General features: G+C 60.5%; 26 protein-coding genes and 1 pseudogene. 11 read left to right on the top strand and 16 right to left on the bottom strand.

All coding sequences use genetic code 11. From position 1 onward, the window contains the following. Positions 1 to 211: 211 nt before the first annotated feature. From HBJ55_RS14220 to HBJ55_RS14240, 5 genes are all read right to left on the bottom strand, one after another. On the bottom strand, positions 212 to 688 hold the full coding sequence (locus tag HBJ55_RS14220) for a LabA-like NYN domain-containing protein (RefSeq protein ID WP_167116114.1): 477 nt from the start codon (positions 686 to 688) through the stop codon (positions 212 to 214). Between the two features lie 93 nt (positions 689 to 781). Then, positions 782 to 2,974 carry an OsmC domain/YcaO domain-containing protein gene (locus HBJ55_RS14225; RefSeq protein WP_167116117.1) on the bottom strand — a complete coding sequence of 731 codons (2,193 nt, stop codon included), beginning with the start codon at positions 2,972 to 2,974 and terminating at the stop codon, positions 782 to 784. Between the two features lie 553 nt (positions 2,975 to 3,527). Next, positions 3,528 to 3,773 carry a hypothetical protein gene (locus HBJ55_RS14230; RefSeq protein WP_167116120.1) on the bottom strand — a complete coding sequence of 82 codons (246 nt, stop codon included), beginning with the start codon at positions 3,771 to 3,773 and terminating at the stop codon, positions 3,528 to 3,530. A gap of 139 nt (positions 3,774 to 3,912) precedes the next feature. Next, positions 3,913 to 4,431 (bottom strand): GNAT family N-acetyltransferase, encoded by a 519-nt coding sequence (locus HBJ55_RS14235; RefSeq protein ID WP_167116123.1) that lies wholly within the window; start codon positions 4,429 to 4,431, stop codon positions 3,913 to 3,915. Positions 4,432 to 4,835: 404 nt separating this feature from the next. Continuing rightward, positions 4,836 to 5,666 carry an alpha/beta fold hydrolase gene (locus tag HBJ55_RS14240; RefSeq protein ID WP_206022651.1) on the bottom strand — a complete coding sequence of 277 codons (831 nt, stop codon included), beginning with the start codon at positions 5,664 to 5,666 and terminating at the stop codon, positions 4,836 to 4,838. A gap of 110 nt (positions 5,667 to 5,776) precedes the next feature. On the opposite strand from HBJ55_RS14240, the gene HBJ55_RS14245 reads away from it, so the two are divergent. Next, positions 5,777 to 6,688 carry a LysR family transcriptional regulator gene (locus HBJ55_RS14245; protein WP_167116126.1) on the top strand — a complete coding sequence of 304 codons (912 nt, stop codon included), beginning with the start codon at positions 5,777 to 5,779 and terminating at the stop codon, positions 6,686 to 6,688. A gap of 118 nt (positions 6,689 to 6,806) precedes the next feature. Here the strand turns inward: HBJ55_RS14245 and HBJ55_RS14250 are convergent, their stop codons facing one another. The 4 genes and pseudogenes from HBJ55_RS14250 to HBJ55_RS14265 form a co-directional block, all read right to left on the bottom strand. Beyond that, positions 6,807 to 7,553: an SDR family oxidoreductase gene (locus tag HBJ55_RS14250; RefSeq protein ID WP_167116129.1), complete on the bottom strand. Its 747-nt coding sequence runs from the start codon at positions 7,551 to 7,553 to the stop codon at positions 6,807 to 6,809. A 44-nt stretch (positions 7,554 to 7,597) separates the two neighbouring features. After that, positions 7,598 to 7,981 (bottom strand): nuclear transport factor 2 family protein, encoded by a 384-nt coding sequence (locus HBJ55_RS14255; protein WP_167116132.1) that lies wholly within the window; start codon positions 7,979 to 7,981, stop codon positions 7,598 to 7,600. Between the two features lie 38 nt (positions 7,982 to 8,019). Then, positions 8,020 to 8,391: pseudogene (locus tag HBJ55_RS14260) on the bottom strand (glyoxalase superfamily protein); the annotation flags it as partial. Positions 8,392 to 8,416: 25 nt separating this feature from the next. Next, entirely contained in the window at positions 8,417 to 9,166 is a 750-nt protein-coding gene (locus HBJ55_RS14265) for an SDR family NAD(P)-dependent oxidoreductase (RefSeq protein ID WP_167116138.1), read from the bottom strand. 260 nt (positions 9,167 to 9,426) lie between these two features. Here HBJ55_RS14265 and HBJ55_RS14270 point away from each other — a divergent pair, with 260 nt between their 5' ends. From HBJ55_RS14270 to HBJ55_RS14280, 3 genes are all read left to right on the top strand, one after another. Beyond that, positions 9,427 to 9,852, top strand: a complete 426-nt coding sequence (locus tag HBJ55_RS14270; protein WP_167116141.1) for a DCC1-like thiol-disulfide oxidoreductase family protein — start codon at positions 9,427 to 9,429, stop codon at positions 9,850 to 9,852. 73 nt (positions 9,853 to 9,925) lie between these two features. After that, entirely contained in the window at positions 9,926 to 10,612 is a 687-nt protein-coding gene (locus tag HBJ55_RS14275; protein ID WP_167116144.1) for a type 1 glutamine amidotransferase domain-containing protein, read from the top strand. A gap of 152 nt (positions 10,613 to 10,764) precedes the next feature. Further along, a complete protein-coding gene (locus HBJ55_RS14280) occupies positions 10,765 to 11,358 on the top strand; it encodes a LysE family translocator (RefSeq protein WP_167116147.1) in 594 nt (197 codons plus the stop codon). On the opposite strand, the gene HBJ55_RS14285 is transcribed toward HBJ55_RS14280, so the two are convergent. Beyond that, entirely contained in the window at positions 11,344 to 12,177 is an 834-nt protein-coding gene (locus HBJ55_RS14285; protein ID WP_167116150.1) for an AraC family transcriptional regulator, read from the bottom strand. The two genes, HBJ55_RS14280 and HBJ55_RS14285, sit on opposite strands and share 15 nt — an antisense overlap. Positions 12,178 to 12,329: 152 nt before the next feature. On the opposite strand from HBJ55_RS14285, the gene HBJ55_RS14290 reads away from it, so the two are divergent. The 3 genes from HBJ55_RS14290 (at position 12,330) to HBJ55_RS14300 (ending at position 15,351) form a co-directional block, all read left to right on the top strand. Further along, positions 12,330 to 13,325 (top strand): DUF2795 domain-containing protein, encoded by a 996-nt coding sequence (locus tag HBJ55_RS14290; protein ID WP_167116153.1) that lies wholly within the window; start codon positions 12,330 to 12,332, stop codon positions 13,323 to 13,325. Next, the gene (locus HBJ55_RS14295; protein WP_167116156.1) at positions 13,325 to 13,660 is read left to right on the top strand and encodes a DUF2795 domain-containing protein; all 336 of its coding nucleotides are present in this window, start codon (positions 13,325 to 13,327) and stop codon (positions 13,658 to 13,660) included. Before HBJ55_RS14290 ends, HBJ55_RS14295 begins: the two co-directional genes overlap by 1 nt. 161 nt (positions 13,661 to 13,821) lie before the next feature. After that, positions 13,822 to 15,351 (top strand): sensor domain-containing diguanylate cyclase, encoded by a 1,530-nt coding sequence (locus tag HBJ55_RS14300; RefSeq protein WP_167116159.1) that lies wholly within the window; start codon positions 13,822 to 13,824, stop codon positions 15,349 to 15,351. Between the two features lie 6 nt (positions 15,352 to 15,357). Here the strand turns inward: HBJ55_RS14300 and HBJ55_RS14305 are convergent, their stop codons facing one another. Together HBJ55_RS14305 and HBJ55_RS14310 are read right to left on the bottom strand one after the other, a co-directional pair. Further along, entirely contained in the window at positions 15,358 to 16,770 is a 1,413-nt protein-coding gene (locus HBJ55_RS14305; protein WP_167116162.1) for an MFS transporter, read from the bottom strand. A gap of 79 nt (positions 16,771 to 16,849) precedes the next feature. After that, positions 16,850 to 17,347: a DUF2938 domain-containing protein gene (locus HBJ55_RS14310; RefSeq protein WP_167116165.1), complete on the bottom strand. Its 498-nt coding sequence runs from the start codon at positions 17,345 to 17,347 to the stop codon at positions 16,850 to 16,852. Positions 17,348 to 17,413: 66 nt separating this feature from the next. Between HBJ55_RS14310 and HBJ55_RS14315 the strand changes: the two genes are divergently transcribed. From HBJ55_RS14315 to HBJ55_RS22425, 3 genes are all read left to right on the top strand, one after another. Beyond that, positions 17,414 to 17,827 (top strand): helix-turn-helix domain-containing protein, encoded by a 414-nt coding sequence (locus HBJ55_RS14315; RefSeq protein WP_167116168.1) that lies wholly within the window; start codon positions 17,414 to 17,416, stop codon positions 17,825 to 17,827. An 89-nt stretch (positions 17,828 to 17,916) separates the two neighbouring features. Then, positions 17,917 to 18,405 carry a cupin domain-containing protein gene (locus tag HBJ55_RS22420; protein ID WP_338072025.1) on the top strand — a complete coding sequence of 163 codons (489 nt, stop codon included), beginning with the start codon at positions 17,917 to 17,919 and terminating at the stop codon, positions 18,403 to 18,405. Between the two features lie 102 nt (positions 18,406 to 18,507). Then, positions 18,508 to 18,756, top strand: coding sequence for a helix-turn-helix domain-containing protein (locus HBJ55_RS22425; RefSeq protein ID WP_240936119.1), 249 nt, complete (start codon positions 18,508 to 18,510; stop codon positions 18,754 to 18,756). Positions 18,757 to 18,854: 98 nt separating this feature from the next. Here the strand turns inward: HBJ55_RS22425 and HBJ55_RS14325 are convergent, their stop codons facing one another. The 3 genes from HBJ55_RS14325 to HBJ55_RS14335 all read right to left on the bottom strand — a co-directional run bounded on the left by HBJ55_RS14325 (position 18,855) and on the right by HBJ55_RS14335 (position 22,072). Then, complete coding sequence (locus HBJ55_RS14325; RefSeq protein ID WP_167116171.1) at positions 18,855 to 19,805, bottom strand: alpha/beta fold hydrolase; 951 nt, start codon at positions 19,803 to 19,805, stop codon at positions 18,855 to 18,857. A 168-nt stretch (positions 19,806 to 19,973) separates the two neighbouring features. Next, positions 19,974 to 21,323 carry a cytochrome P450 gene (locus HBJ55_RS14330; protein ID WP_167116174.1) on the bottom strand — a complete coding sequence of 450 codons (1,350 nt, stop codon included), beginning with the start codon at positions 21,321 to 21,323 and terminating at the stop codon, positions 19,974 to 19,976. 125 nt (positions 21,324 to 21,448) lie between these two features. After that, a complete protein-coding gene (locus HBJ55_RS14335) occupies positions 21,449 to 22,072 on the bottom strand; it encodes an FMN-dependent NADH-azoreductase (protein ID WP_167116177.1) in 624 nt (207 codons plus the stop codon). 144 nt (positions 22,073 to 22,216) lie between these two features. On the opposite strand from HBJ55_RS14335, the gene HBJ55_RS14340 reads away from it, so the two are divergent. Further along, complete coding sequence (locus HBJ55_RS14340) at positions 22,217 to 23,203, top strand: LysR substrate-binding domain-containing protein (protein ID WP_167116179.1); 987 nt, start codon at positions 22,217 to 22,219, stop codon at positions 23,201 to 23,203. A gap of 114 nt (positions 23,204 to 23,317) precedes the next feature. Here the strand turns inward: HBJ55_RS14340 and HBJ55_RS14345 are convergent, their stop codons facing one another. After that, positions 23,318 to 25,033: a methyl-accepting chemotaxis protein gene (locus HBJ55_RS14345; protein WP_167116182.1), complete on the bottom strand. Its 1,716-nt coding sequence runs from the start codon at positions 25,031 to 25,033 to the stop codon at positions 23,318 to 23,320. Between the last annotated feature and the right edge of the window lie 130 nt (positions 25,034 to 25,163).

Here is a 25,163-nt window from a genome sequence, read left to right on the forward strand (position 1 = left end):
TCGTCTCAACGCGGTGTTGCGTTACCCAACATGACTGAGCGCCCGTCGACGTAGCAATGCCATTGGGTAACGTAGCAGATTGAGTGAAGGCAGGGAGCGCACCGGGCCGAAGTAAGGCACTCGACGTTCAAGGTTCAGGCGTGCAGAGGAAACGATGCATGAGCGGCGTTAGGGAAGCTGCTTTCTTGGCACCAGACGACCAGAAGCTATTTCATATCAAGAGAAGCTCTTTCCCAATAGGCTTGAACTCGGTGGCCGCCCTTATCAGTGAGCCAGCCGTTAACTGAGGCACACCATAGACTTCAACCTTCTTTCCATGTACATCACGAATTTTATTCACCAGCAGGTCAAAATCCCCGTCACCCGACACCAGTATTATGACATCAGCTTTCTCGGCGTACTCTATGGCATCGAGAGTGATGCCAACGTCCCAATCTCCCTTTGCGGAGCCATCCGACCTCTGGATGAAAGGCTTCAGCTTTACCTCAAACCCAATGGCCCTGAGGATATTCTGGAACTCTCGCTGCTTCTGGTCGCCCCGGTCTATGGCGTAGGCAAAGGCTTTGACGACCTCTCTTCCTGCGGTGGCTTGCGTCCAAAACTTGTTGTAATCGAAATTACACTTATAGGCGTCCCGCACTGTGTAATAGACATTCTGGACGTCAACGAATATCGCCACTTTCTCCATGCCGTGTCCTCTTTTTATTGGTATCAAACGCAGCGCCCCAGGCGACTGATCGGCCCGGGGCGCTACGTATCTTGAAGCTGTTACCAATGCGGCTTACAACGCCACCCCGGCCTTGGCGGCCCGGTGGGCATGCAGCTTCTTGTAGCTCTCGATCAGGCGCTGATGCTTCTCCAGGCCTTCGAGCTGCATGTTGGTGGGCGTCAGGCCGTGGAAGCGCACCTCGCCGCTCACCGAGCCGACAACGGCTGCCATGGTCTGCTCGCCGAACATGCGTGTGAGGTTGTAGCTATAGTCATCGAACTCCAGCTCGTCGTCGAGCACGATCTCCAGCACCGCGGCCACGGCTTGATAGAACAGGCCGCGCTCCACGGTGTTGTCGTTGTACTGCTGGAACATCTCGACCCGCTCCAACGCTTCTTCATGCTGCTGCAAAGCGAGGTTGATCAGCAGCTTCAGTTCGAGGATGGTGAGCTGTCCCCACACGGTGTTCTCGTCGAACTCGATACCGATCAGGGTAATGATGTCCATGTGGTCATCGAGCTGGCTCTCCTCCAGGCGCTCCAGCAGGTCGGCCAGTTGGCCGTCGTTCAGCGCGTGGAGGTTGAGGATGTCCTCACGGTAATCCAGGGCCATGTTGGTGTTGTCCCAGACCAGGTCGTCCACCGGGTACACCTCGGAGTAGCCCGGCACCAGGATGCGGCACACCGGCGCGCCCAGATCCTCATGTACGGCCACGTACACTTCCTTGCCCATCTCCTCGAGGATGCCGAATAGCGTTGCCGCTTCCTCTTCATTGCTGCCGGAGAAATCCCAGTCGCTGAACTCGACGTCACTCTTGGCGCTGAAGAAGCGCCAAGAGACCAGCCCCGATGAGTCGATGAAGTGCTCGACGAAGTTGTTCGGCTCGGCAACGGCCTGGGAATTGAAGGTCGGCGGCAGGAAGTCGTTCAGGCCTTCGAAGCTGCGGCCCTGCAGCAGTTCGGTGAGGCTGCGCTCCAGCGCCACCTCGAAGCTGGGGTGAGCGCCGAAGGAGGCGAACACGCCGCCGGTGCGCGGGTTCATCAGGGTCACGCACATCACCGGGAACTGCCCGCCCAGGGAGGCGTCCTTGACCAGCACCGGATAGCCCTGGGTCTCGAGCGCCTGGATGCCTTCGAGAATTGCCGGGTAGCGCTGCAGCACCTTCATAGGCACATCCGGCAGCGCCAGCTCCTGCTCGAGGATCTCGCGCTTCACCGCCCGTTCGAAGATCTCCGAGAGGCACTGCACCTGCGCTTCCTGCAGCGTATTGCCGGCGCTCATACCGTTGCTGAGGTAGAGGTTCTCGATCAGGTTGGAGGGGAAGTAGACCGTCTCGCCGTCCGACTGGCGTACGAAGGGCAAGGCAACGATGCCGCGCTCCGTCTTGCCGGAATTGGTGTCGATCAGGTTCGAGCCGGCAAGCTCCCCATCCGGATCGTAGATGGCGCGGGTGTACGCGTCGAGGATGCCCTCGGGCAGCTCATCGTTGGGCCCCGGCTTGAACCACTCCTCGTTGGGGTAGTGAACGAAGGCGCTGTTGGCGATCTCTTCGCCGAAGAATTGGTCGTTGTAGAAGAAGTTGCAGCTCAGTCGCTCGATGAACTCGCCCAGCGCCGAGCACAGCGCGCTCTCCTTGGTGGCGCCCTTGCCGTTGGTGAAGCACATCGGCGAGGCGGCGTCGCGGATGTGCAGCGACCACACGTGGGGCACGATGTTGCGCCAGGAGGCGATCTCGATCTTCATGCCCAGCTCCGCCAGGATGCCGGACATGTTGGCGATGGTCTGCTCCAGCGGCAGGTCCTTGCCCTCGATCCAGGTGTAGGCTTCCTCGTCAGGCTGCACCATCAGCAGCGCCTGGGCGTCCTCGTCGAGGTTTTCCACCGTCTCGATCTGGAAGTCGGGACCGGTCTGCACCACCTTCTTGACCGTGCAGCGGTCGATGGAGCGCAGGATGCCTTCGCGATCCTTCTCGGAGATGTCCTCCGGCAGCTCGACCTGGATCTTGAAGATCTGGTTGTAGCGGTTCTCGGGGTCGACGATGTTGTTCTGCGAAAGCCGGATGTTCTCGGTGGGGATGTCGCGCGCCTTGCAGTATACCCGCACGAAGTAGGCCGCGCACAGCGCGGAGGACGCCAGGAAGTAGTCGAAGGGGCTTGGCGCCGAGCCGTCGCCCTTGTAGCGAATGGGCTGGTCGGTGATGACGGTGAAATCGTCAAACTTGGCTTCAAGCCTGAGATTTTCGAGAAAATTGACTTTGATTTCCATGACGGGCTACCGGTGGGGATGTGTTGCAGGCGCAGGCCGAGGCGCGCAGTCTACCACACGGACCAGGCCCTTTCGGCAACAGCGTCGAGCCCAAGGCGATATTTCTCACTCAGGCGTGATAGCCGCCCTTTCCACCACGCCAGGCCCATTGTCATGAGCTCTACTGCTTTGACCACAGGTTAGAACGCGATGTGCCGTCTCACGTCATGCGACTCCATCCCGAGGCATGGATCTGGAGAGCTTGGCCCCCTCAGAGATCCTCTTCTACCAAAGATTAGAAAAAATAGTGAGGAAATGTCTTTTCACACCCTTTATAACCATATATACACCCGTACTACAGACCCAGCAACTGCCAATAAGATAGATGCCAAACATTGCCTCCCCTGAAAAAACAAGGGACTGGAACCTATTCACATGATCATCAGGAAAAAAATCTGAAGGATAATGATGGAACATGAAGAACATAAGGCCCCAGCCAAAAGAAACAAATATTACAGCATACAAACAGTAATAAAACCATGCTTTTATTGATTTTATAGCTTGATAGGCTATCTCATCCTTTTATTGCAGAAGGACAAAAAACAGCAATCAAATGGGAAGAAAAGAAACTTAGGGCCGCCCCATTGGCAACACTCTGGCCAAACTCACCTTTCACGTACTGCAGTACATTATTAACTCCAAAATCGTAATCGATTGTAAAATCTAATGGAAGCACTAGGAAAATCAAATAAATAGCAGTAGCATAGAGCAATACTGGCTCAGCAACACCCTCACCTACTGTGTAATCTGAAGTTGGCACCACCCTGAAGTTTTTCTTTTTTTGGAATACATTTTTACCAGCCCTTCATGCTCAGAGAATTTCTTACGCCACAACTTCAAGAAGACACTTTAAAGTTTCGACTGCCCCGGCAGCAGAGTTTGCATAGCAGCAAAATTGTTTATCGCGGCCCCTCTGTGAGAAACGCCTCGTGAAAGGTAACGGTGCCTTGGGGAGCATTACCGCCTAAGAGCAGCGCGAAGAAATATTCCGGCGGCACACCTTCATAGACAAGTTCCGCCATATTGCGGAACCCGAACTTGACATAGTACTCGGGGTGGCCAACGAGGCAACATCCTTGAGCGCCGAAATTTCTCAGGCGTGCCAACCCCTCCTCCACCAATGCCTTGCCGATACCCTGGCGCTGGTATTCCGGGAGCACCGACACGGGACCCAGCCCGTACCAGCCCTGGCTGCCGTCCGAGACGGTCACCGGAGAGAAGGCGATGTGCCCTACCAGCCGTTCATCCCGCTCCACCACGAGCGATACCGCCAAGGCATTAGCGGCGCGCAGTTCCTCGATGATGTACTGCTCGGTGTGGCTGCTATGTGGCATCGTCTGGAAGGCTGCGACGGTCACGTCGTGTATCGCGTCGATATCGGCTTCCGTTTCATCGCGGATGAGGAGCTTCGGTTTCATGACTTTGGTCTTGTCTCGTTCTGCCCGGATGTATTTGACCTTACTCTTGCCGCTCCCTATCCAGAATGGACAGCGTGCAATGGTACGGGGCCGTGCAGGAAGGAATCGAGGGGGAGCCTGACTGGAGGGCAAACAAAGTCTACCCGGCAAACAACAAGGTAGCGTTCGTTCGCATCCTTCTTGTTTGCCGGGTAGTTCCCTGCGTACTTATGTCTGTTGCTTCAGAGCCGTCTCAGCGGCTTTCTTTACGCAATTTAACGTTGAGTAACGTTGAAAGCAACATAGACAAAGGGCTAAGACCGAAGGCTGCCCTGGTACTGCATCGCAGAGAGAAATGCCACCAAGTGGCTGAATACGTTGTAACTATAGGTTTTTCGGGCTGCTGTCGTATTGACCAACCCGTTTCAATTCAGCAGAAAGTCTAATACTGCCCTCATGAATGCCTCTGGGAATTCGATGTGGGTCATATGGGCGGCCGGCATGACCGTAAGCTTGGCACCGGGGATGGTGGCGGCCATGGCTTCGCTGTGGCTAACGGTGGTCACCGGGTCATGCTCGCCGGCAATGACGAGTGTGGGGTTCGTGATTAGCGCGATGGTGCGTCGCATGTCGGTGTCGCGAACCGCAGCGTACGAACCGGCCAGCCCCTGCCGATCCATGGCCAGCAGCGTGGTACGAAACGGCTCCACAGCGGCACTCCCGTCCTCAAGCAGACGTATTGGGAACCAGTTATGCAGGAATCTCTCAGCGGTTTCCTGCATGTCCTCCGCCTCGAGCACGGCAGCGATGATTTCGTCCCACTGCCCGGCCGGTCCCAGGTACGAGGCGGTATTGCTCAGGATCAGCCGGTCGATGCGCTCGGGCGCATGAATACCCAGCCACTGCCCGACGAACCCGCCCAGGGAGAGCCCCAGGAAGTGGACTCGCTGGATGTCCAGGCTATCCAGCAGCTCCAGCACATCCCTGCCGAGGCGATCGATGGAGTAGGCTCCAGCCGGTACATACGACTCGCCATGCCCGCGCATGTCGTAGCGCACCACGCGGAAATGCTCGGATAGCTCGGGCACCTGGTGTTCCCACATTCCAAGATCCGTGGCAATGGAGTTTGAAAGTACGAGCACGGGGCTCTCGGCAGGCCCGTCGATGCGATAGGCGATGCGGACGCCATCGCCAGTGGTGAAGAACGAGCGCGTATTGTCGGCGGCATTTGAAGATTGGGAAGCCATACGGGACATATCGAACTCCTCAGGCATTTGCCTTGTGGTGAGTGACCGTTCGATAGTAGTGGCGACACTTAACAGAAAATATTACATAGTTTGATAAGACTCTGTTAATCGAGCTGACAATGAACAGGTTCACGCTGCATGAGCTTCATTGCTTCGTCGCCGTGATAGATGAAGGCGGCTTTCAAGCGGCGGCAGCCGTACTCAACCGCTCGCATGCCGCCGTCTTCGCTGCCTTGGCGAAGCTCGAGCGTCAGTTCGGCATCGCCCTGCTGGACCGGAACGGCTACCGGGTACGACCCACCGAAGCCGGGTTGTCGCTCTACCGGCGTGCCCAGTCGCTGCTAGGGGATGCCGAAGCGCTATCCCTGCATGCCCAGCAAATGGCCATGGGCGAAGAGACCGAGCTCAATGTAGTGATCGGCGATCTCTGCCCTCGTTCGAAGATCCTCGGGTTACTGAGTCGCTTCTTTGCCAAGTTCCCCAACACACGCCTACAGCTCCACTACGAAGCCGTTACCGGGCCCTGGGAACGGCTGCTGAACGGCGAGGCCGACCTGATCCTGCACCGAATCGACAAGAGCGACCTGCAACTGGAGTGGATCGACATCGGCACGGTTTCGTTAGTCCCGGTCGTTGCGCCGGGCTTCCTGCCCTTCCCCATTACGAACGCGATCACGCCGGAGCAGATGCGCGAGCTGACCCAATGCGTGCTGCGTGACACGGCGCAGCACACCGAGCCTCGCAATTACTATGTGGTGGGCGGCGCTTCTCAGTGCAGCGTGGCCGATCACGAGATGAAGAAGGATTTCATCCTGCAGGGCATGGCCTGGGGGCACCTGCCACGCTTCATGATCGAGGAGGAGTTGCGCGACGGCCGCCTGCTCTCCATTGCCGGGCGCCATTTCCCCGGCGCTACCGAAGAACTGGTCGCGGCGCGGCGGCGCGACCGCCCCCATGGGCCTGTCGCCAAGCAGCTGTGGGAGGCTCTTGAAGCGCAGGCACCAGTCATCGAGCGCGAGCTTGCTGGTTAGCCGCGTATCAATGTGGCCCCTGGAGGTACACGGCGCTGCATGCCGTAGCAGTCGCCTGGAGGTGGCTGCTGACCGGGCGGGGTGCCCGTGATACCAGTTGCGACACTCCCCTGGCGCACTATCGCCCGCCCGTTACGTCAAGCAGCGCCCCGGTCGAGTAGGAAGCTTCATCGGAAAGCAGCCAGAGGATGGCGCGAGCGACCTCTTCGGCCTGGCCACCACGCTGCATGGGCACGCCCGCCTTCACCCGCTCGACGCGGTCGGGCTCGCCACCACTGGCGTGGATCTCGGTGTAGATCACGCCCGGGCGCACGGCATTGACGCGAATGCCTTCGCCCGCGACCTCCTTGGCCAGGCCGATGGTGAAGCTGTCGATGGCCCCCTTGGCAGCGGCGTAATCGACGTACTCGTTGGGCGCGCCAAGCCGTGAGGCGATGGAGGAGACGTTGACGATCGCCCCACCCTGCCCGCCGTGCCGGGTCGACATGCGCCGCACGGCCTCGCGAGCGCAGAGGATGCTGCCGACTACGTTGATCGAGAGAACACGGCTCAGGCGTGCGGCGTCCATCTGTTCGACGCGCATCTGCGTTTCCAGGATGCCGGCGTTGTTGACCAGCGCCGTGACCGGGCCGAGCTTCTCGTCAACCTGCTCGAAGAGCCTCACCACGTCGGTTTCGGAGCCGACATCGCCGGCCACGGCAATTGCCTCACCGCCGGCACGAGTGATCTCCTCGGCCACAGCGAGTGCAGCGGCTTCGTTATGGCGGTAGTTGATACACACGGCATAGCCGCTAGCGGCGCCCAGGCGCGCCGTGGCCGCGCCGATGCCTCGGCTACCGCCGGTAATCACTAGAACTTTTTTCAATGGTTCCTCCTGTTGCCCCTGATAGCAGCGCAACCCTGCCGAGATCAGCTTCGGTCAATGATCTTGGTGATCCGTTCGCTGCCGAAGGTGAACTCGGAGATGCCATTCAATTCGATCAGGCTCCCCGCTTTCGGCCCGCCGGGAATGTCCTGAGCCAGGCGACCATGATAATCGATCTCGGCCGTGGCGCCGTCCTGGCTAAAGGTCAGGCTGGTAACGCGCTGCACACGCTCGGAGAAGAATCCCTTGGCATGTTCGGCGAGTTGGCGAAACTCGTCGATGCCGTTGGCCGAGGTAGTGAGTTCGCCGCCCGAGTAATTTTCGAAGCTGACGCCTGGATCAAGTACGACAAGCATTCCGTCAATGTCGAAATGGTTATAGGCGGTGATGTAGCGATCTATCAGATCACGCTTCGTCGATTCGTCCATGAAGTGCTCCTTTCGAGACGCCGGTAATATACCGGCGTTCAGGTGCTGATCGCATTGGTGAAGGTCAGCCGGTTGCCGAACGGGTCGGCTATCGTCATGTCCTGGCTGCCCCAGGGCATCTCTTCCAGACCCGGCATGGCGTACTTGTAATCGGCTGCATGCAGCTGCTGGTGAAACGCCTCGAGCTCGTCGGCTTCGATCCGCAGCGCCGCCCCGGGACTGCAATCGCCGTGGTGCTCGGAGAGGTGCAGCACGCAGCCATCCTTGGAGACTTGCATGTACAGCGGCATGCCTTGCGCGAAGCGGTGCTCCCAATCCACCTGAAAACCCAGGAAGTCGATATAGAATTCCCTGGCTTTGGCTTCATCGAAGATACGCAGGATCGGTGTCGTCTTGCCGAATTTCATTCCACTGAGTCCCTGTTGGGTTTACATCCTATTGAGCCGTATAGCCACCGTCGATTGAATGCACGCTTCCCGTCATGAAGGCAGCACGCTCGCTCAGGAGGTAGGCGACCAGCTCTGCCACTTCCTCTCGGCTGGCCAGCCGCTTCATGGGGTGCTGGCTTGCCATCCAGTTCGTAACTTCCGCCCCCGACTCCATGATTCTTGGCGTAGCGACATAGCCCGGTGCAACGGCGCATACGCGAACGTTGCTTTCGGCCAGCTCCAGCGCGGCCGAGCGGGTCAGACCGATGATAGCGTGTTTCGCCGCGGTATAGGCTCCCATGCCCGCCAACCCCACCAGTCCGTTGGCGGAGGAGATATTCACGATCGCGCCGGCGCCATTATCGAGCATGGCGGGAATTTCGTATTTCATCGAATAGAAGACACCGGTGAGATCGGTTTCGATGACCTCCCGCCATGCGTCCAATTCAATGTCCTGCACCGACACGCCGGCAGGGCCCGTCACGCCGGCATTGTTCACGGCCAAGTCGAGTTTGCCGAAGCGCTCCACGGCCAGCGTCACCGCGTGCTCCATCGCCTCGGGATCGCGCACGTCCGCCTCGAGGGCCAGCACCCGCTCGCCTTGCGGATCGATTCTTTCGCCTACCGCCTGGACGGTTTCGAGACGTCGACTGACCAGAACCAACAACGCCCCGTCTGCGTAGAGCCGCTCGGCTATCGCTTCGCCATTGCCGGCACCTGCACCCGTCACCAGGGCGACTTTACCTGCGAATTCCATATCGCCTCCCAAATTGCCCCAGGCAGAACACGCCATCGGCGCCCATTCAGGCATAGGTCAAAGGCGCCCTTGGCTCAAGTGATGCCCGCTCCAGTACTCTGGGAGCTAAAACGGCTGGCAAGCCCACGATGGCGGCGTCATGGTAAGGATCATACCTAATGCTCTTTCCTGCAAAACATGGACTCAGGAGTCTGGCATCGTCGCTCTGCAGCCCTCATCCTGATACATGAAGCGTCAACCATAGTGGCAGGAATGGCAGGATGTCCGCAGTGAACGATTCTCGTCAATACGAGCCATCAAGCCGTCGGCTTCGCCTGGTTTACGACGGTGAATGCCCGATGTGCCGACGCTACGTTCGCTGGCAGCGCATCCGCACGGACGTCGGCGAACTCGAGCTGATCGACGCCAGGCAGGAGAGCGAAGCGCGCCGGGAGCTCACCGCCATGGGCATCGACCTGGACCAAGGCTTTGCCCTGCAGATTGGCAAACGCTGGTACCACGGTAGCGAAGCCCTGCATCGGCTCAGCCTGCTGGGCACCCGCAGCGGCGTGTTCAACCGCCTGATGTATCGGCTGTTTGCGAGCCCAGGGCGCACCGCGCGGCTCTATCCCTTGCTCAAGAGGTGCCGGAGTGGGCTATTGAAAGTGCTGGGAAAGAGCCCCATCGACAATCTGGATCGCAAGTGAGCCGGATTTTCGATTACGGCTGCTCCGCTATCTTGAAGGTTGGACATAGCCAACCGCCATGAAAGGAGTTCCCATGAGTTCACGTATTCTGATGGTCCTTACCTCGCACGACCGTCTCGGCGATACCGGCGAGCCCACCGGCTTCTGGCTCGAGGAGCTGGCGGCGCCCTACTACGCCTGCCTGGATGCCGGCGCCGAGGTGGTACTGGCCTCGCCCAAGGGCGGCAAGCCGCCGCTGGACCCCAAGAGCGATGCCGAGGAGAGCCAGACCGAGGCGACCCGCCGCTTCCAGCAGGATGACGAGGCCCAGCGAGCCCTGGCCAACACCCATCGCCTGAGCGAGGTCAGCGCCGACGACTTCGACGCCGTCTTCTACCCCGGCGGCCACGGCCCGCTTTGGGACCTGGTGGAAGACAAGGAGTCCATTCGCCTGATCGAAACCTTCTGGGCACAGCAAAAACCGGTGGCCGCCGTTTGCCACGCCCCCATCGCATTGATCCATGCTCGAGATGCCAGTGGCGAGCCAATCATTCGCGGTCGTCAGGTAACAGGTTTCACCAACGAAGAGGAAGAGGCCGTAGGCCTTACCGAGGTCGTGCCGCACCTGGTGGAAGATGCGCTGAAAGCAGGCGGTGCCCACTACTCCAAGGCCGACGTCTTTGCGCCCTACACCCGTCAGGATGGCCTGCTGATTACCGGCCAGAACCCACCCTCCTCCGAGCCGACGGCCCGGCTGCTGCTGGAGGCGCTGGGCAAGTAGACGATACACCGCAAGCCTACCGCTACCGGCCTGCTTCGGCCGGTAGCCTTCCCTTTCACAAGACCTGCCTCTGTTTCACCTCAATTTCGTTCAATACCGCCTTCCTACTGCTGCGGCACGCTTGGTTCATTGCCACCCAGGAGAATGTCGCGATGAGCCTAGCCATGATTCTGCCGATGTCGGCGTTTGCCCTTGCCGCTTCCATCTCCCCGGGGCCGGTGAACCTGGTGTGCCTGAGTAGCGGTACGCGCTACCCCCTCTCTCAGGGGCTGGTATTCGTGACCGGGGCGACACTGGGCTTCGTCGTGCTGTTCGTTGCCGTGGGGCTGGGGCTCTACTCGGTGCTGACGGTAATACCGGGTTTGGATCAGGCGCTGCGCTGGGCGGGGGTGGCGTTTCTGCTCTATATGAGCGTTCGGCTGTTTCGCGACGACGGCCGCCTGCCGGAAGGCGAAGCCCAGCGGGCGCCGGGGTTCATGACGGGGGCGCTCATGCAGTGGCTCAACCCCAAGGCATGGCTGGCGTCGGCCTCGGGCATCGGCGCCTACACCAGCGGCAGTGACCTGCAGCAGGTGTTGCTGTTCGCAGCGCTCTACCTGCCGATCTGCTGGCTCTCGCTGGGCAGTTGGGTCTATGCGGGGGCCTTTCTGCGTCGCTACCTTCATCGACCTGCCGTGCTGATGGCGGTGAACCGTACGCTGGCAGTGCTGCTCGCTGGCAGCTGTGTCTATCTACTGCTCGATTGATGGCTGGCGATACTGATTCGGCGTGGCGGCCACCAAGCGCTTGAAGGTGCGCTGGAAGTGCGGCTGGTCGGCGAAACCGGCGTTCAATGCCGCTTCGGCGATGGGCGTGCCGCCTTTCAGTGCTCGCTGGCCCAGTTGGATGCGGCGGTTGATCAGGTAGGCATGGGGCGTGAAGCCGAAATGACGCTTGAAGGCACGAATCAGGTGGCCGGGGCTGTAGCCGGAGCGCTCGCATAGCTCGTCCAGCGAGATTTCCTCTGCCGCGTGCGCATCCAGATAGGCAGCAAGCTGCTGCAGGCTCGCCGGGGTCTGGGGCAATGGCTGCGCTGGCTGGCCGGCCAGTTCGTGCATCAGGGCCGAGAGGTATTCGACCACGACCGTTTGCTTGTCGAGCAGGTCGCGGGTCGGATCGAGCAGGCAGGACGCCATATGGCAATAGCCTTCATACCACTTGGGCGTGCGTATCACGGCGGTGGTGAAATCCTGCCAGCGCGGCGACGCCAATAATCCCGCCTGGTAGCGTAGTTCGCTCAGCCAGTCGGTATCGACGTAGAGCATCAGGTAGGCCCAGGGCCGATCGTCGATGGCGCTGCAGGCGTGCATCCAGTCGGGATTCATCAACACCAGGGTACCGGCATGCACGTGGTAGCGATCCTCCCGGTAGCGGAAGGTGCTTTCCCCTGCGGTAATGGCACCCAGCGACCAGTGCGTATGGCTGTGCGGTGCATAGCAGACCCTGCGGCCGTCCTCGACCTTGCGCAGTTCCACGTGTGGCATGCGCGGGTCGCGCCAGAACAGGGGCTTGGTGGCATCCGACATGGTGGGCTTCCGAGGGAAATCGAATTCCCAAGATAGCGCTCGCCGGGCGGCACTGCCACTCGCTGTCACCTTTGCAGGGTCGGCACCACTCTGCTAACCAAGAGATAAGGATTCTTGTCGCGACAGGCCCAGTCCAGCACAGGAGGTGCCAGATGGCGGATCATGTCGAGAAAGGAGAAATCTATTTCTTCTATCGTCCCAAGGTGAATGCGGCAAAGGTGCAATCACTCGATGATGTCCAACGCCTGCACGTGGTACTGGTGCCGGACGATCGAGAGGCCGCTCGCCTGCTCCTGGTGGGCAAGAAGCGGTTGCCCGAGATCGTCAAGGGCAAGCCGAAATCTACCGCACGCGAATGGATGATGGTCGATTTGACAGGCAAGCCAAAGTCGATCGGAGAAGCCTTGGCGCCACTGGAGTACGAGACCAAGACTCGCGGCGAGCAGGAACAGGGTGAGGCCATTCCCGCCGGCGAGGGCCGCTACGTGATTTTCGAGCACAGCAACAGCTCGCGCCTGGCCTATCGCCTCACCCGCCCGAGCAAGCCCGGCAAGGCCCAGCAGGAGCTGGGCATTTTGGCCGAGGCCAGCTTCGTTATCTCGGTGCGCAACCCCTCCCTCGATGTGCCCGGCTTTCCTGAGTCCAAACCGAACTATCCCAAGCGCTTGCAGAACAAGTTTGCCGACAAGCGCTGGATCGACATCGACGATAGCCAGTTGCTCGACTACGAGAGCGTCCAGCTACTGCTGATCGGCGCACACGACGATCTTGGCGAGGAGGACGTCACGATCAGCGGCAAGGCGAATCTGTTCCGCACCTTGGGACTAAAAGAGCAGGAATGGCCAACCGAGGCGCTGGAGGGCGGCAGACTCGCCCAGCCGCACATGCAGCCGGAAACTCACGCACCCGCCGGAGACCGCAGCAAGGGTGGCGAGCGTGGCGGCAAGGCGGCCAGCGGCACGGCTTCGGCCGCCGGCATCGCCCAGGCACTCAAGGGAGTAAACTTCCCCTGTGATAAGGCCGAGTTGATCCAGCAGGCCAAGGCCAACCGTGCCGTGGATGAAGTCATCGAGGTGCTGAACGCCTTTCCCGACCGCAAGTACGAAACGGTGGCGGACATCCAGAAAGCCGTGGGAGAGGTGCGCTGATGGCACAGTTCGTTTGTGAGATCTGCGGTGCCACGTTCGAGCAGAAGAGCCGGTACGATCGGCATATGCTCACCTCCCACCCGAAACGGGCCGTGTCGGCCGCCGACCTCGAGAAAGCGCTGCAAGGTATCGATTTTCCCAAGAGGCACGACGAGCTTATCGATGCCGTGCGCGGCGAAGAGCGAGAGGTGCGCGACATCGTCGAAAGACTGCCCGAACGGCAGTATCGCGATGCCGCCGAAGTGGCGAGAGCCTTCGGCGAGCTTCGCACCCACGAGAAGGCACCCGCCAACCAGCCGAGCAAGACCGGCGGTGAGCGTTCGAAGCGGCAATAAGCCGACCGGGCACAGGTTGCCTGCCGGCCGGCAGCGAGCCGTGTTGATGCCAGCCATTCCTGCCAATGTTAGGCTACCGACAAGAGCGTTTAAGCGGCTCATAACTCTAACGAATCTATGTCGTCCTGCCAGCAGCTAGCAGACAGACGACCCAGGCGGGCATGCTAGATATCAGATCTCTTCCAACTCGGGCATGGTCCCTTCTCAAGGCCCCCCACCGTCTCGCTCTGGCGACACTGGTCCCACGCGCCTTCGCCTTTTGCCATACCTTCGGGCTCACGGTCTGGATCGCTCTAGTAGAAGGCAGCGGCTGGAAGTTGATCGGCCCAGGCTTGCTCCTGCTGTTCTGGCCGGCAGTGGCCTATCTCCATGCTGCCAGAGCCCAGAACTCGAAACACGCCGAGTTCAAGAACCTGCTGTTCGACAGCCTGTTGTTCGGCATCTGGTGCAGCGTGCTGGATTTCTACGTACTGGCGACCCTCGCGATCGGCCTGGCCTGCTTCATGAACAACATGGTCGTCGGCGGCCCACGCCGAATGGCGGCTTCCATGGCACTGTTCGCCGGCGGTGCGCTGGGCTGGAGCGCGCTGACCGGGTTCGGCTTTCGACCATACGTCAGCACCGGATTGGATATCTACCAGGGCGCCGGCGCGGTGATATATTTTCTGGCGATTGCCCAGGTGATGTATGGGCAGAATCGCAAGATCGGTCGCAGTATCGTCGAGATCAAGTTCCAGAATCGGGTCTTTCATGCACTGCTCCAGCTTGGTGTCGTGGCCAATCGCGCCTCGAACATCCATACCCTGCTGGACGACTCGCTAGAGCATCTGCGCGCCGATTTCCCGGAATACGGGTTTGCCGTGTTCCTGCAGGAGCGGCAACGCCCCGAGGTGACACGCTACGCGGCCGTCGCCGGCCTTCAACTCGGCCCGGAGGATGAACGACGCCTCGGCAGCCTGTTGGCCACGCTTCATGAGCGACAGGAAAACACCATCAAGCTGCGCGAAACCACCATCGGCGAGCAGCTGTACGCCACACCCATGGCAGGGCGACTCAGCATTTACGATGGGTGGCTGATCGTGCGCGCGCCCAAGCTGGACGGTGCGCTGGAACGCATGCTGACACTGTTCGCCGATCAACTGGCGGCAGCCACCGAGAACAAGCTGCTCCATCTGGAGCTGAAGAAGACGGCGGAACGCGATGGCCTGACCGGGATTTACAACCGTGGCTTCTTCGAATCGGCGCTGCAATTGAGCATTCAGGCCAAGGCACAGCCACCGGGTCTGGATTTCGCCGTCTTGATGATGGATGTCGACGGGCTCAAGAAGGTCAACGACCAATATGGCCACGTAGCGGGCGACCAGCTGATCACCGCCGTTGCCGAGCGCTTGAAGATGCAGTGCCGCGAAGATGACGTCCTCGCACGTTATGGCGGAGACGAGTTCGTCATCCTGTTCCCTTCCGCGGACCTGTCGGCACCCAATCGCGTCGCCGCCTTGATCAGGGCTCACCTGGAAGGCCAGCGATGCATCATCACCCCCACACACGGCGAGAGCGTGGAGGTGGAGCTTCGCTTGAGCATGGGCACAGCCAGTTCCACTGAAGTGCCCGCCCAGGAGGTGCTTACCCTGGCGGACAATCGCATGTACGACGACAAGACCCAGCGCCGCAAAGCAAGAGCCCTCGGGTGAATGGGCTCATGTCATAGCTTTGGCAGCCGCTGAGCATACCTTTCGGCGGCTGAGCCCGAGGGTTAAGAAAGCTATGAGCCCGTAGGCCAAGGCGGCAGCCCCAAACGCCCAGGAGTAGCCTGCTATTGTGTCGGTTTGCGTCGCTGCAACCGACATCAATACGGCAAGCCCAACGGTTGGCCCAAGCTCCATGGCTGTATTCATCACTCCTCCGGCAAGCCCTGCCTGCTCTTGCGGTACGTTTATCGTCGAAAGTACCGCTGAGCCGGAGAAAACCATCGAAATACCCGCCGCCAGCAGAACTTGTCCGGGCAGAAGCACGCTCACATAGGCGGTATCATGAGCGATTGCCGTCAGCACTGCGAGACCTATGCCAGCAATGACAAAGCCTCCGCAGCTGACGCCGGCCGCACCGCAGCGCTCTACCAGCGATACGGCAATATGGTTTGCCGCCACCAAGGTGATGGCAAAAGGCAAGAACGCCAGCGCCACTTGCAGCGTCGACCAGTCGCGGACTTGTTGCAGGTAAAGCGTGAGTACGAATTCGATCAGCACCGAGCCGGCGGCAGCCAACAGCATTCCGACGAGCCCGGCGATACGGCACGGCTCTCGGATGAAGCCGGACGGCAGCAGCGGATGACGAACTCTACGCTCAACCATTAAAAAACCGACCAAGAGCGCAATGCCAACCATGAGAGGACCGAATACGCGAACGGAGGCCCAGGCATAGTTCCCGCTAGCGATCAGGCCGTAGCTGGTCAGGGCGACTCCCAAGGTGGCGAGTATTGCACCAAGTGGATCGAGCCCGAGATACTCTATCTTGCGGCGTTCCTTCGGCAACCTCCCCCGGGTCAGCACGAACGCGGCTACTGCAACCAACACCGGAACGCTGAACATCCAGCGCCAGGAGAGCCAGGTCGTCACGATGCCTGAGGCGATAAAACCCAGTAGCGCACCGAGTACGGAGACACCTCCCCATACGGCCATGGCCTTGCCGTAGGCCGCTGGTTCAGGAAAGAGCCCTCGCAGTAGTGACATGGCGGCAGGCGCAGCGAAGGCTGCCCCCACCCCCTGCGCAAAGCGCACGCTGACGAGAAACTCGAAGGAGGGCGCCAGCGCGGCTCCCAGCGAGGCACTGCCGAAGACGGTCAGCCCGAAGTAGAAGATTCGTTGCCCGCCGAAGCGGTCCGACAAGCGACCACCAAACAACAACAGCCCGCTGAACGACAACCCGTAGGCTACCTGTAGCAGGAGCAGCTCCGCGGGGCCAAGCAAGAATTCCAGTCCTAACCTGGGCAGTGGCACCATGATGAGCGCGATCGTGAAAATAAGCGTCGCCTGTACCGCAGCCAGCACTCTAAACACGAAATCTGCTTCAGACGGGCTTTTGCCATCCTTAGGTGAAGAACTCAGACCCATTTCGTTCCTCCTCTTATGCGTTAAGCGCCCCGAGTCAGACCGAGGCGGTAAAATTAACTTCAGCTTGGCGGGCTTTCAGCTAGGTAAGCTGTGCCCAGGCATTCGCCGCCAGAAAGAGGCCAATGGCAAAGGAGGTATGTGCAGCAAGGCTTTTTACTTGATTGATACGCGGTTTTGGAGTGCGCATGCCGGCAACGCCAATACCGAAAGCCGGCTGCATGATGAAGAAGGGAACCACGACAGTGCCAATACCGATGACCAACGCCGGCCCCAGCGTGGGGTTGCGCACCCATTCCAATCCCCAGAATGAAATCAACAGGGCGGCAAAGACGATGCCGATGGCGTAGTGCACGATCCAACCCCAGGCACGCTCACCGGCAACGGGCGGTGCCGCCATGATGGAATCGTGACGGAATCGGCCTCGCAGAAAGTGGCCTAGCCATCTTGCCACCAAGGCATAATCAAGAGGGGGTGCATTGAATATACGCTTCTGAATCCATCCCCATAAGTCCATCACTAACGTGGCGCCAATACCAATCACCACGGAATGCAGGAGTATTTTGTCAACTTCGTGCATGATTAAACCCGCCCCTTTGTATACGACGGTTTCAATGTACGAATTCAAGTAAACTTGAGGTCAAGCGTGAAAACCCTGGATATCGCAGAAGTCTCCCGGCGCTCCGGCCTGCCGGCCTCTACCCTGCGTTACTACGAAGAAAAAGGTCTCGTTCGCTCGGTGGGGAGAAACGGCCTGCGGCGGCAGTTTGGTGAAAACGTTCTGGAGCGATTGTCGCTGATTGCGCTCGGGCAGAACGCGGGCTTCACCCTGGAGGAGATCGGCGCCATGCTTGATGGTAAGGGCGGGCCCGATATCGATCGCGCTAAGCTCATCGCCAAGGCAGACGAACTGGACCGAGCGATTCGACGGCTGACAGCGATGCGGGATGGCCTGCGCCATGCTGCTGACTGCCCTGCTCCCAGCCATATGCAATGCCCGACTTTCCAACGCCTGTTACGCCACGCTATGCGGCCCGCTCGAGAGCGGCGAAAGCAGTGAGCGACACCATGGAAACATTCGATCTTGGCGTCGTGAGCGCCCCCTAAGGGTGCCAGCCGACCAACGAATTCATACGGAGAGTATCAACAGTGGATCGGTTATCGACGTTACTGTCGCAGTTCGGCGTACGTGCGCGCCTCTTCCATAGCGGCACGGTTTGCAGCGTCGCGTCGATAGACGATGCTGGCCACGGATATCTGCATCTTCTGCAGGGCGGCACCGTTACCTTGCGCAGCCCCAAGGCGCCGGACGTGCTGGTCACGAGCCCAAGCCTTATGTTCCTGCCACGCCCCCTCCCGCATACGATGATCGCGACCGACGCAGACCCCGCCAAGCTTCTGTGCGCCTCACTCGCCTTCGACGGTGGCGAGAGCAACCCGCTATCGGCTTCCCTTCCCGATCGCCTGGTGCTCGCCCTGGATGAGTTGCCCATGCTGGCCGAAACCCTCAGGTGGCTGTTTGAGGAAGCCGCCGCAGAGAACTGCGGCAAGGAGGCGGTGCTCGACCGCCTGTTCGAGTTGCTGGTGATTCAGCTGTTGCGGCATCTGCTGGCTCACCAAGGCCTTCCACCGGCATGATGGCCGGGCTTGCCGACCCGCGCCTGTCTCGCTCCCTGGTACAGATGCACAACTCGCCTCAGCGAGCCTGGACGGTGAGCGAACTCGCAAAATGAGTCGAACATGTCCCGTGCCAGCTACGCAGCGCACTTCCGCACCGTCATGGGCCAAACGCCTGCTGAATACTTGCTGAGCTGGAGGATCAGTCTGGCCCAGAAGCGTTTGCTTCAGGGCCGGCCTATTGCATTGATTGCCGACGAAGTGGGTTATGAAAGCCCTTCGGCACTCGCCCGGGCCTTCCGCCGAAAAACGGGTAACAGCCCACGCGATTGGATGAAGGCTCTCAAGTCTGCCGATCCGCAGAGCGCGTGAGCGAGGCGCAGCGAAAACGCATGCAGCGCACGCGTTCCATTGCCTTTCGGTATATCAGCCAAACGGCCCTGCGCTGGCAGGGCCGATGGAGATGAGGCTTACTTCCGCAGGAAGGCCAACAGGTCCTGGTTGAGCCGCTCCTTATGCGTATCGGCCAGGCCGTGCGGCGCGCCTTCGTAGACGATCAGCTCGGCATTCTCGATCAGTGCCGCCGATGCCCATGCCGAGGTGTCGAGAAGGACGATCTGATCGTCGCCACCGTGGATCACCAGCGTAGGCACGTCGAATTTCTTCAGGTCGTCGCGGAAATCCGTCGCCGAGAAGGCTTTGATCGAGTCGTAGGTGTTCTTGTGGCCAGCCTGCATGCCCTGCACCCAGAAGGACTGGATCAGGCCCTGGGAAGGCGTGGCGCCAGGCCGGTTGTAGCCGAAGAACGGCCCCGATGCGATATCCAGATAGAGCTGCGAGCGGTTCTCCAGCGATGCCTGGCGTAGGCCGTCGAAGACCTCGATGGGAAGGCCATCGGGGTTACTCTCGGTCTGGAGCATCAAAGGCGGCACGGCAGCCACCAGGACGGCTTTCTTCACACGATCCGTACCGTGGCGCCCGATGTAGCGTGCCACTTCACCGCCACCGGTCGAGAAGCCGACCAGGGTGACATCCGTGAGCTCCAGTGCTTCGAGCACCGCCGCGAGATCGTCGGCGTAGTGGTTCATGTCGTTGCCTTCCCAAGGTTGGCTGGAGCGTCCATGCCCGCGGCGATCATGGGCGACGACACGATAGCCCTGCGAAGCCAGGAACAGCATCTGCGATTCCCAGCTATCGGAGTTCAGCGGCCAACCATGGCTGAAGGCAACGACCTGGCCGTCGCGCGGCCCCCAATCCTTGTAGTAGAGGCTCACACCGTCCTGGGTCGTTACATGAGTTTCAGAAAGCTCGGTGCTGCCGAGCACCGGGGCACCGCTGTTGGTGGGTTGGGTGGCGTCGGCGGCAACGGAAGTGGCAAGGGTCAGTGCGGCCAGGGCCAAGGCGCGATTCAATGTGTTCATGGTCGTTCCTCGATAGGTTAAAGCTAAGCGGCTAGGCGGTAAGCGCTAACCACAACGCAATGCTATCTATCGAGGCCGACCTTTCGGCTGCAAATCATCCGCAAAATGATGCAGGTCGTCTAGCCGTTCCTAGCCCGCCGCGCATCACCGATCCATGCAAGCGACGGATTACCGGCCGGTAACCTTGAACGCCAAGTCGTAATTGTTCAGCAGCGGCGGCATCGGCTTGCTGCTGAGCAGACGCGTTGGCGGCTCCAAACGGTACTCTCTGCCCTGAAGCAGCCTGGCCAACATGAGACTGGTCACCAGCAGTACCACGTGCCGCCCGGGGCAGATACCGCTGCCGCCGCTGAACGGAATCATCGGCCAGTTCCCCACTTCGCCCGGCTGCAGCCAGAGATCGGGATCGAACAGATTGGCATCGTCCAGGTAGCGGTCGTCGCGGTGAAAATAGGGGGCCAACAGCAATACCGAAGTTTCTGCCGGCATCGTGCCGTTCTCCCACTCGGTCTCTTCGGTGGTCTGGCGCAGTACCAGAGGCGTAGTGGGCCACAGCCGCAGCGACTCGAGCACGCAAGCGCGAAGGAAGTCGAGCTTGGGTGCTCGCTCCAGGTCGTGCTCGGTGATCTCGACCTGGGCCCGCTCGGTCTGATTGGGATGCGCAGCCAGTAGTGCCAAGGCACGGAAAGTCGTCATGCCGGCAGGGTCGAAGGCAAACAGGTATTGCGGCACCTGATGCTCCGGCTGGGTGTTGGCGTTGGTCGAAGCCCGTGCAATCTCGGCGGCCAGGCTGCCCGCCTCTCCCCGCTTGAGGTAGGTACGGAGGCGCTCATGGAAGGCATCCTGCAGGCGGTCGTGTCCCGGATGCAGGAAGGCCCAGTTGCCGGCAGAGCGCAGCTTCTCCAGCATTTCGGTCAAGGCGCGGTCATCGCGCGCGGTATCGCCCAGTACCACACGCCGCACCACGCGGTTCCAGGTTGCCTCGAACATGCTCCAGTCGAGCTTGCCGTGGTGCCGCTCCACGAAGGTGAGCAGCTCGCTGGCTTCCTGCTCGACTACCTGGGCAAATCGCGCGCCCAGGCCATGCACGGGACATCCGCTCTGCAATACTTCCTCATTGAAGCGGCGGCGCTCGGCGCGTTCGGGCCCGTGGGAAACCAGCGCCATGTCGGGCTCGAAGTGCTCCAGGGCTTTCTGCTTGGCCCATTCGGCGGTGGCGAAGGGCTCGGGCGTCTCGTTGAGCACACGGTTGGCGTGGTCGGGGTCGAGCACCAATGCCATGGGTTTGCTCTTGGGAGTGTTCAGCATCAAGGGGCCAGGACCATACTTCTCGTTGAGCTTTTGCAAGCGGCGAATACTGCGCTTGTCCAGGCCAAGCTTCTCGACCACACCCACCGCCATGGGGCGACGGATGATCACCCCCTTGGCGATGTTGGGAACGAAAACATTGCCCACCACCGCCAAGGTCTCGCCTAAGGTTGCCGTAGGCAAGCTGCCATGTACCGAATCCCTAGCCATCGCTCGCTCCTTGAATTGCCTTTCCTACCGGCAGTCTAGTCGCGGAGAAGCCATAAGCCTTTGTTTCCAACAAAAAATTACAAGCATGGCAGTTAAGCAATAGCGCAATGGATACGGCAATGCTGCTAGACCAGCTCTGCGGGTTGGAAAGTCTGGGTAATGGTCTCGTATGCGGTACTCAGGGCGCCCTGCCTCATCTCATCGCCCATGGCCACTCCCTCGGCGCGGATCACGCTGACATCGTCGATACCGATGAAACCGAATACGGCACGCAGGTAGCGTTCCTGGAAGTCGTTATCGACGCCCGGCCCTTGCGAATAGATGCCACCACGCGAGGAGGCAACGATCACCTTGCGCCCCCCGGCCAGCCCCACCGCGCCGTTTTCGGTATAACGGAAGGTCTTGCCGGCCTGGAGAATTCGATCCAGCCACGCCTTGAGCTGGCTCGGAATGGTGAAGTTGTACATCGGCGCACCGATCACGATCACATCGGCCGCCAGAAACTCCTCCAGCAGCGTCTCCGTCAGCACTGCCTCCTCGCGCTGGCGCGCGTTGCGCTCCCCCTCGGCCAGACCGGCCCCGGCCAGAATCTCGCCGGAGAGGTGGTCGGGTGCGTCATTTATCAAGTCGCGGTACACGACATCGAGCGTAGGCGTGGTGGCACGCAGCTGTTCGACGATGCGGGCGGAAAGCTGGCGAGTGACGGATTGATCCTCGAACAGCCCGGAATCCAGATGCAGCAGCTTCATGAGTAGCTCCTCCGATGGGTTGCAGGCGTGACTTACGCCTCTGCGGTCCACCTTAGGGGCTTTCCATATCTGCAACTAGATAGCGCTTGTTGAAATCATTGTTCCAATAATAAGACGATCAACATCCGCAAACGGAGATATGGCATGCAGGATCTCAACGATCTCTATTTCTTCGCCCAAGTCGCCGAGCACGGCAGCTTTACCGCGGCGGCGCACGCCCTGGGTATGCCGAAATCCACGCTCAGCCGCCGCATCGCTCGGCTCGAGGAGCGGCTGGATATCCGTCTGCTTCACCGGACCACGCGACGCCTGACCCTGACGGATATCGGCCGTGCCTACCTGGCCCACTGCCAGGATCTGCTGGCGGCGGCGGAAGCGGCTGAGAGCGTCGTCGAGCAGGTGCAGGGGGAGCCACGCGGGCGGGTCTTGATGACCAGCCCCATCTCGATTTCCCAACCGCTGCTGGCGCGAGCCCTGCCCGAGTTCATGGATCGTTTCCCCAAGGTAGAGGTGGAGCTGGACGCCACCAACCGACGGGTGGACCTCGTAACCGAAGGGGTGGATCTCGCCATTCGCGTTCGCCTACGCCTCGAGGATTCGTCGCTGGTATCGCGTCGATTCGCGGTCAGCCCCGCCATGCTGGTGGCAAGCCCGAGGCTGGTGGAACGCCTCGGCATGCCGACGGACCCGCACGACTTGAAGCGTTTCCCTAGCCTCTCGATGCGATTTGCGGAGGGTCGCCATGTGCAGGAGTTCACCGATGCTGACGGCAACCGAACGCCGGTCTCGCTATCGCCTCGCCTCGTGACCGATGACATGAGCGTACTGCACGATGCGGCCATCGCCGGCATCGGCGTCGTGGTGCTGCCGACCTTCATGTGTCGCCAGGCGCTGGCGGCTGGCGAGCTGCTCTGGCTGCTACCGCAATGGCGTCTGCCCCGGGGGCAACTGCACGCGGTGTATCCGTACCGACGCGGGCTGCGCCCGGCGGTACGCCATCTTATCGACTTCCTGTCGGAACGGCTGCCGGAGCTTGCCGCAGAGACGGGGATTTCAGAGGTATGCCCGGCACCGAGCTTCGCATTAGACGCTTCTGCCGAAGCCGGCATGGCAAAGCCACCGGAGGTGTAGCAGAGCAAGGGTCCAAGCTGGCTCTCCCAGCTTATCGGTGAGCTTGGCGATTAAAAAACCCGAGCCGGTCAGGGCTCGGGTATAGAGGAACGACTGCCGACAGGCCTTCGGTTGCTAGAACTCGCTCCAGTCCTCTTCCGCCGTGGGGCGCTGGCGGGAACCCGTCGGCTTGGGATCGGTCAGCCGAACGAGCTGATGCGGTGCCGCCCTTTCTCCCTCCTTGCCGCTTCGTTGCTCTCCCTGCGCACCGGGCTGGCGGTCATTCCGTGCCGGCGTCGAGGTGGCCCGCTCGTCAATGCGGAAAGTGGCGATAAGCGCAGCGAGGCGACTGGCCTGCTCTTCAAGCGAGGCAGCAGCGGCACTGGTCTGCTGCACCAGCGAAGCATTCTGCTGGGTGACCGAGTCCATCTCGGTCAGCGCCGTGTTGATCTGCTCGATACCACTGTTCTGCTCCCGCGTGGCAGTGGAAATCTCCCCCATCAGGGCGCTGACCTGGCGAATCGATTCGACGGTTTCGTTGATCGTCTCGCCGCTGCGCTCGGCCTGCTCGGCACCGCTGGCCACTCGTGTCGTGGTGTCCTCGATCAGCTTACGGATCTCCTTGGCGGATTCCGCGCTGCGGCTGGCCAGGGAGCGCACTTCGCTTGCCACCACGGCGAAGCCACGGCCCTGTTCCCCTGCCCTGGCTGCCTCGACCGAGGCGTTCAGCGCCAGAATGTTGGTCTGGAAGGCAATCGAGTCGATCACACCGATGATGTCGTTGATGCGACGGGCACTCTCGGCGATTTCACGCATCAACAGCACGGTGCGCTCGACTTCCTGCCCACCGGCCTCGGCTGTCTTCGACGCCGCAGCGGAAAGGCGATCAGCCTCGATCGAGGTATCGGTGTTCTTGCTGACGGTGGAGGCCATCTCCTCCATGCTGGAAGCGGTTTCCTGCAGTGCCGAAGCCTGCTGCTCGGTCCGGGATGAGAGATCCTGGCTGCCCGAAGCGATCTCGCCGGCACCGGTGAAGACGTTGTCACTGCTTTCGTGCAGCGAGACCACTAGTGTCTTGAGTTTCTCCTGCATGCGGCCCAGAGCGCTGTACAGCTGGCCGATCTCGTTGCGACCACGATCCTCGATACGTGCGGTCAGGTCGCCATCGGCGATACGCTCGAAGTGGTCGATGGCTTCCCGCAGCGGGGTCACCACCACACGCATCAGGGCAACGCGAATGAGGAAGGCGGCCACCAGCGCCGCCACCAGCAGCGTCGTGGCGGTGATCGCCACGCGCCGATCCAGGGTCTCGATTGCTTCGATATCGTTGATGGCGCGCTCGTCGATGTAATGGATGAAGGCGTCCATGGCCTGTTCGAGCTGCGTGCCCAGCTCGGCCAGTTGCTCCTGGCTGCGCTGTACCTGGAACGGCGCAGCGTCCAGCAGCGGCACCAGGCCCTCGTTGACGAGCGCCTCGTAAGCCTCGGTAATGGCCACCACGTGTGGCGTGCGGGTATCTGCGGGATCGAGGGGCACTTCGCGGAATTCGGCGAAGCGCTGTTGTGCCGCTTCAATCGCGGCGGCTGCCAACAGCTGATTCTCCCCCGCCTTGTCCGGGTTGCCCTGGGTGCTCAGGCTGGCGTAGCGGTCCAGGAAGGTCTGCGCGCGCAGTACGTTGACCTGTGCGCGGTTGGCCGTGTCGGCCAGCTTCATGTTGGTTTCTGCCAGCTCGTGCAGGGCAGCTTCGCCCTTGGCATTGGAGTAGAACCCCAACCCACTGATCAAGCCGATCATCAGCACCAGGACAACTAATGCTGCTGTCAGGCTCCATTTGATGGATACATTCTTCATCGCTAGCCCCTTGCATGGTGCGTTCTGGTTTTGGTTTTTGGTGTTTCTCCTTTCAATCGGCAAAAGAGTCGAAAAGTTGAGGCACGAAGGGGGCCATAAGACGACTTTTGGCTAATTGCATTGTTGTATG

The sequence above is a fragment of the Billgrantia bachuensis genome (assembly GCF_011742165.1).
Lineage (GTDB): Bacteria > Pseudomonadota > Gammaproteobacteria > Pseudomonadales > Halomonadaceae > Halomonas > Halomonas bachuensis.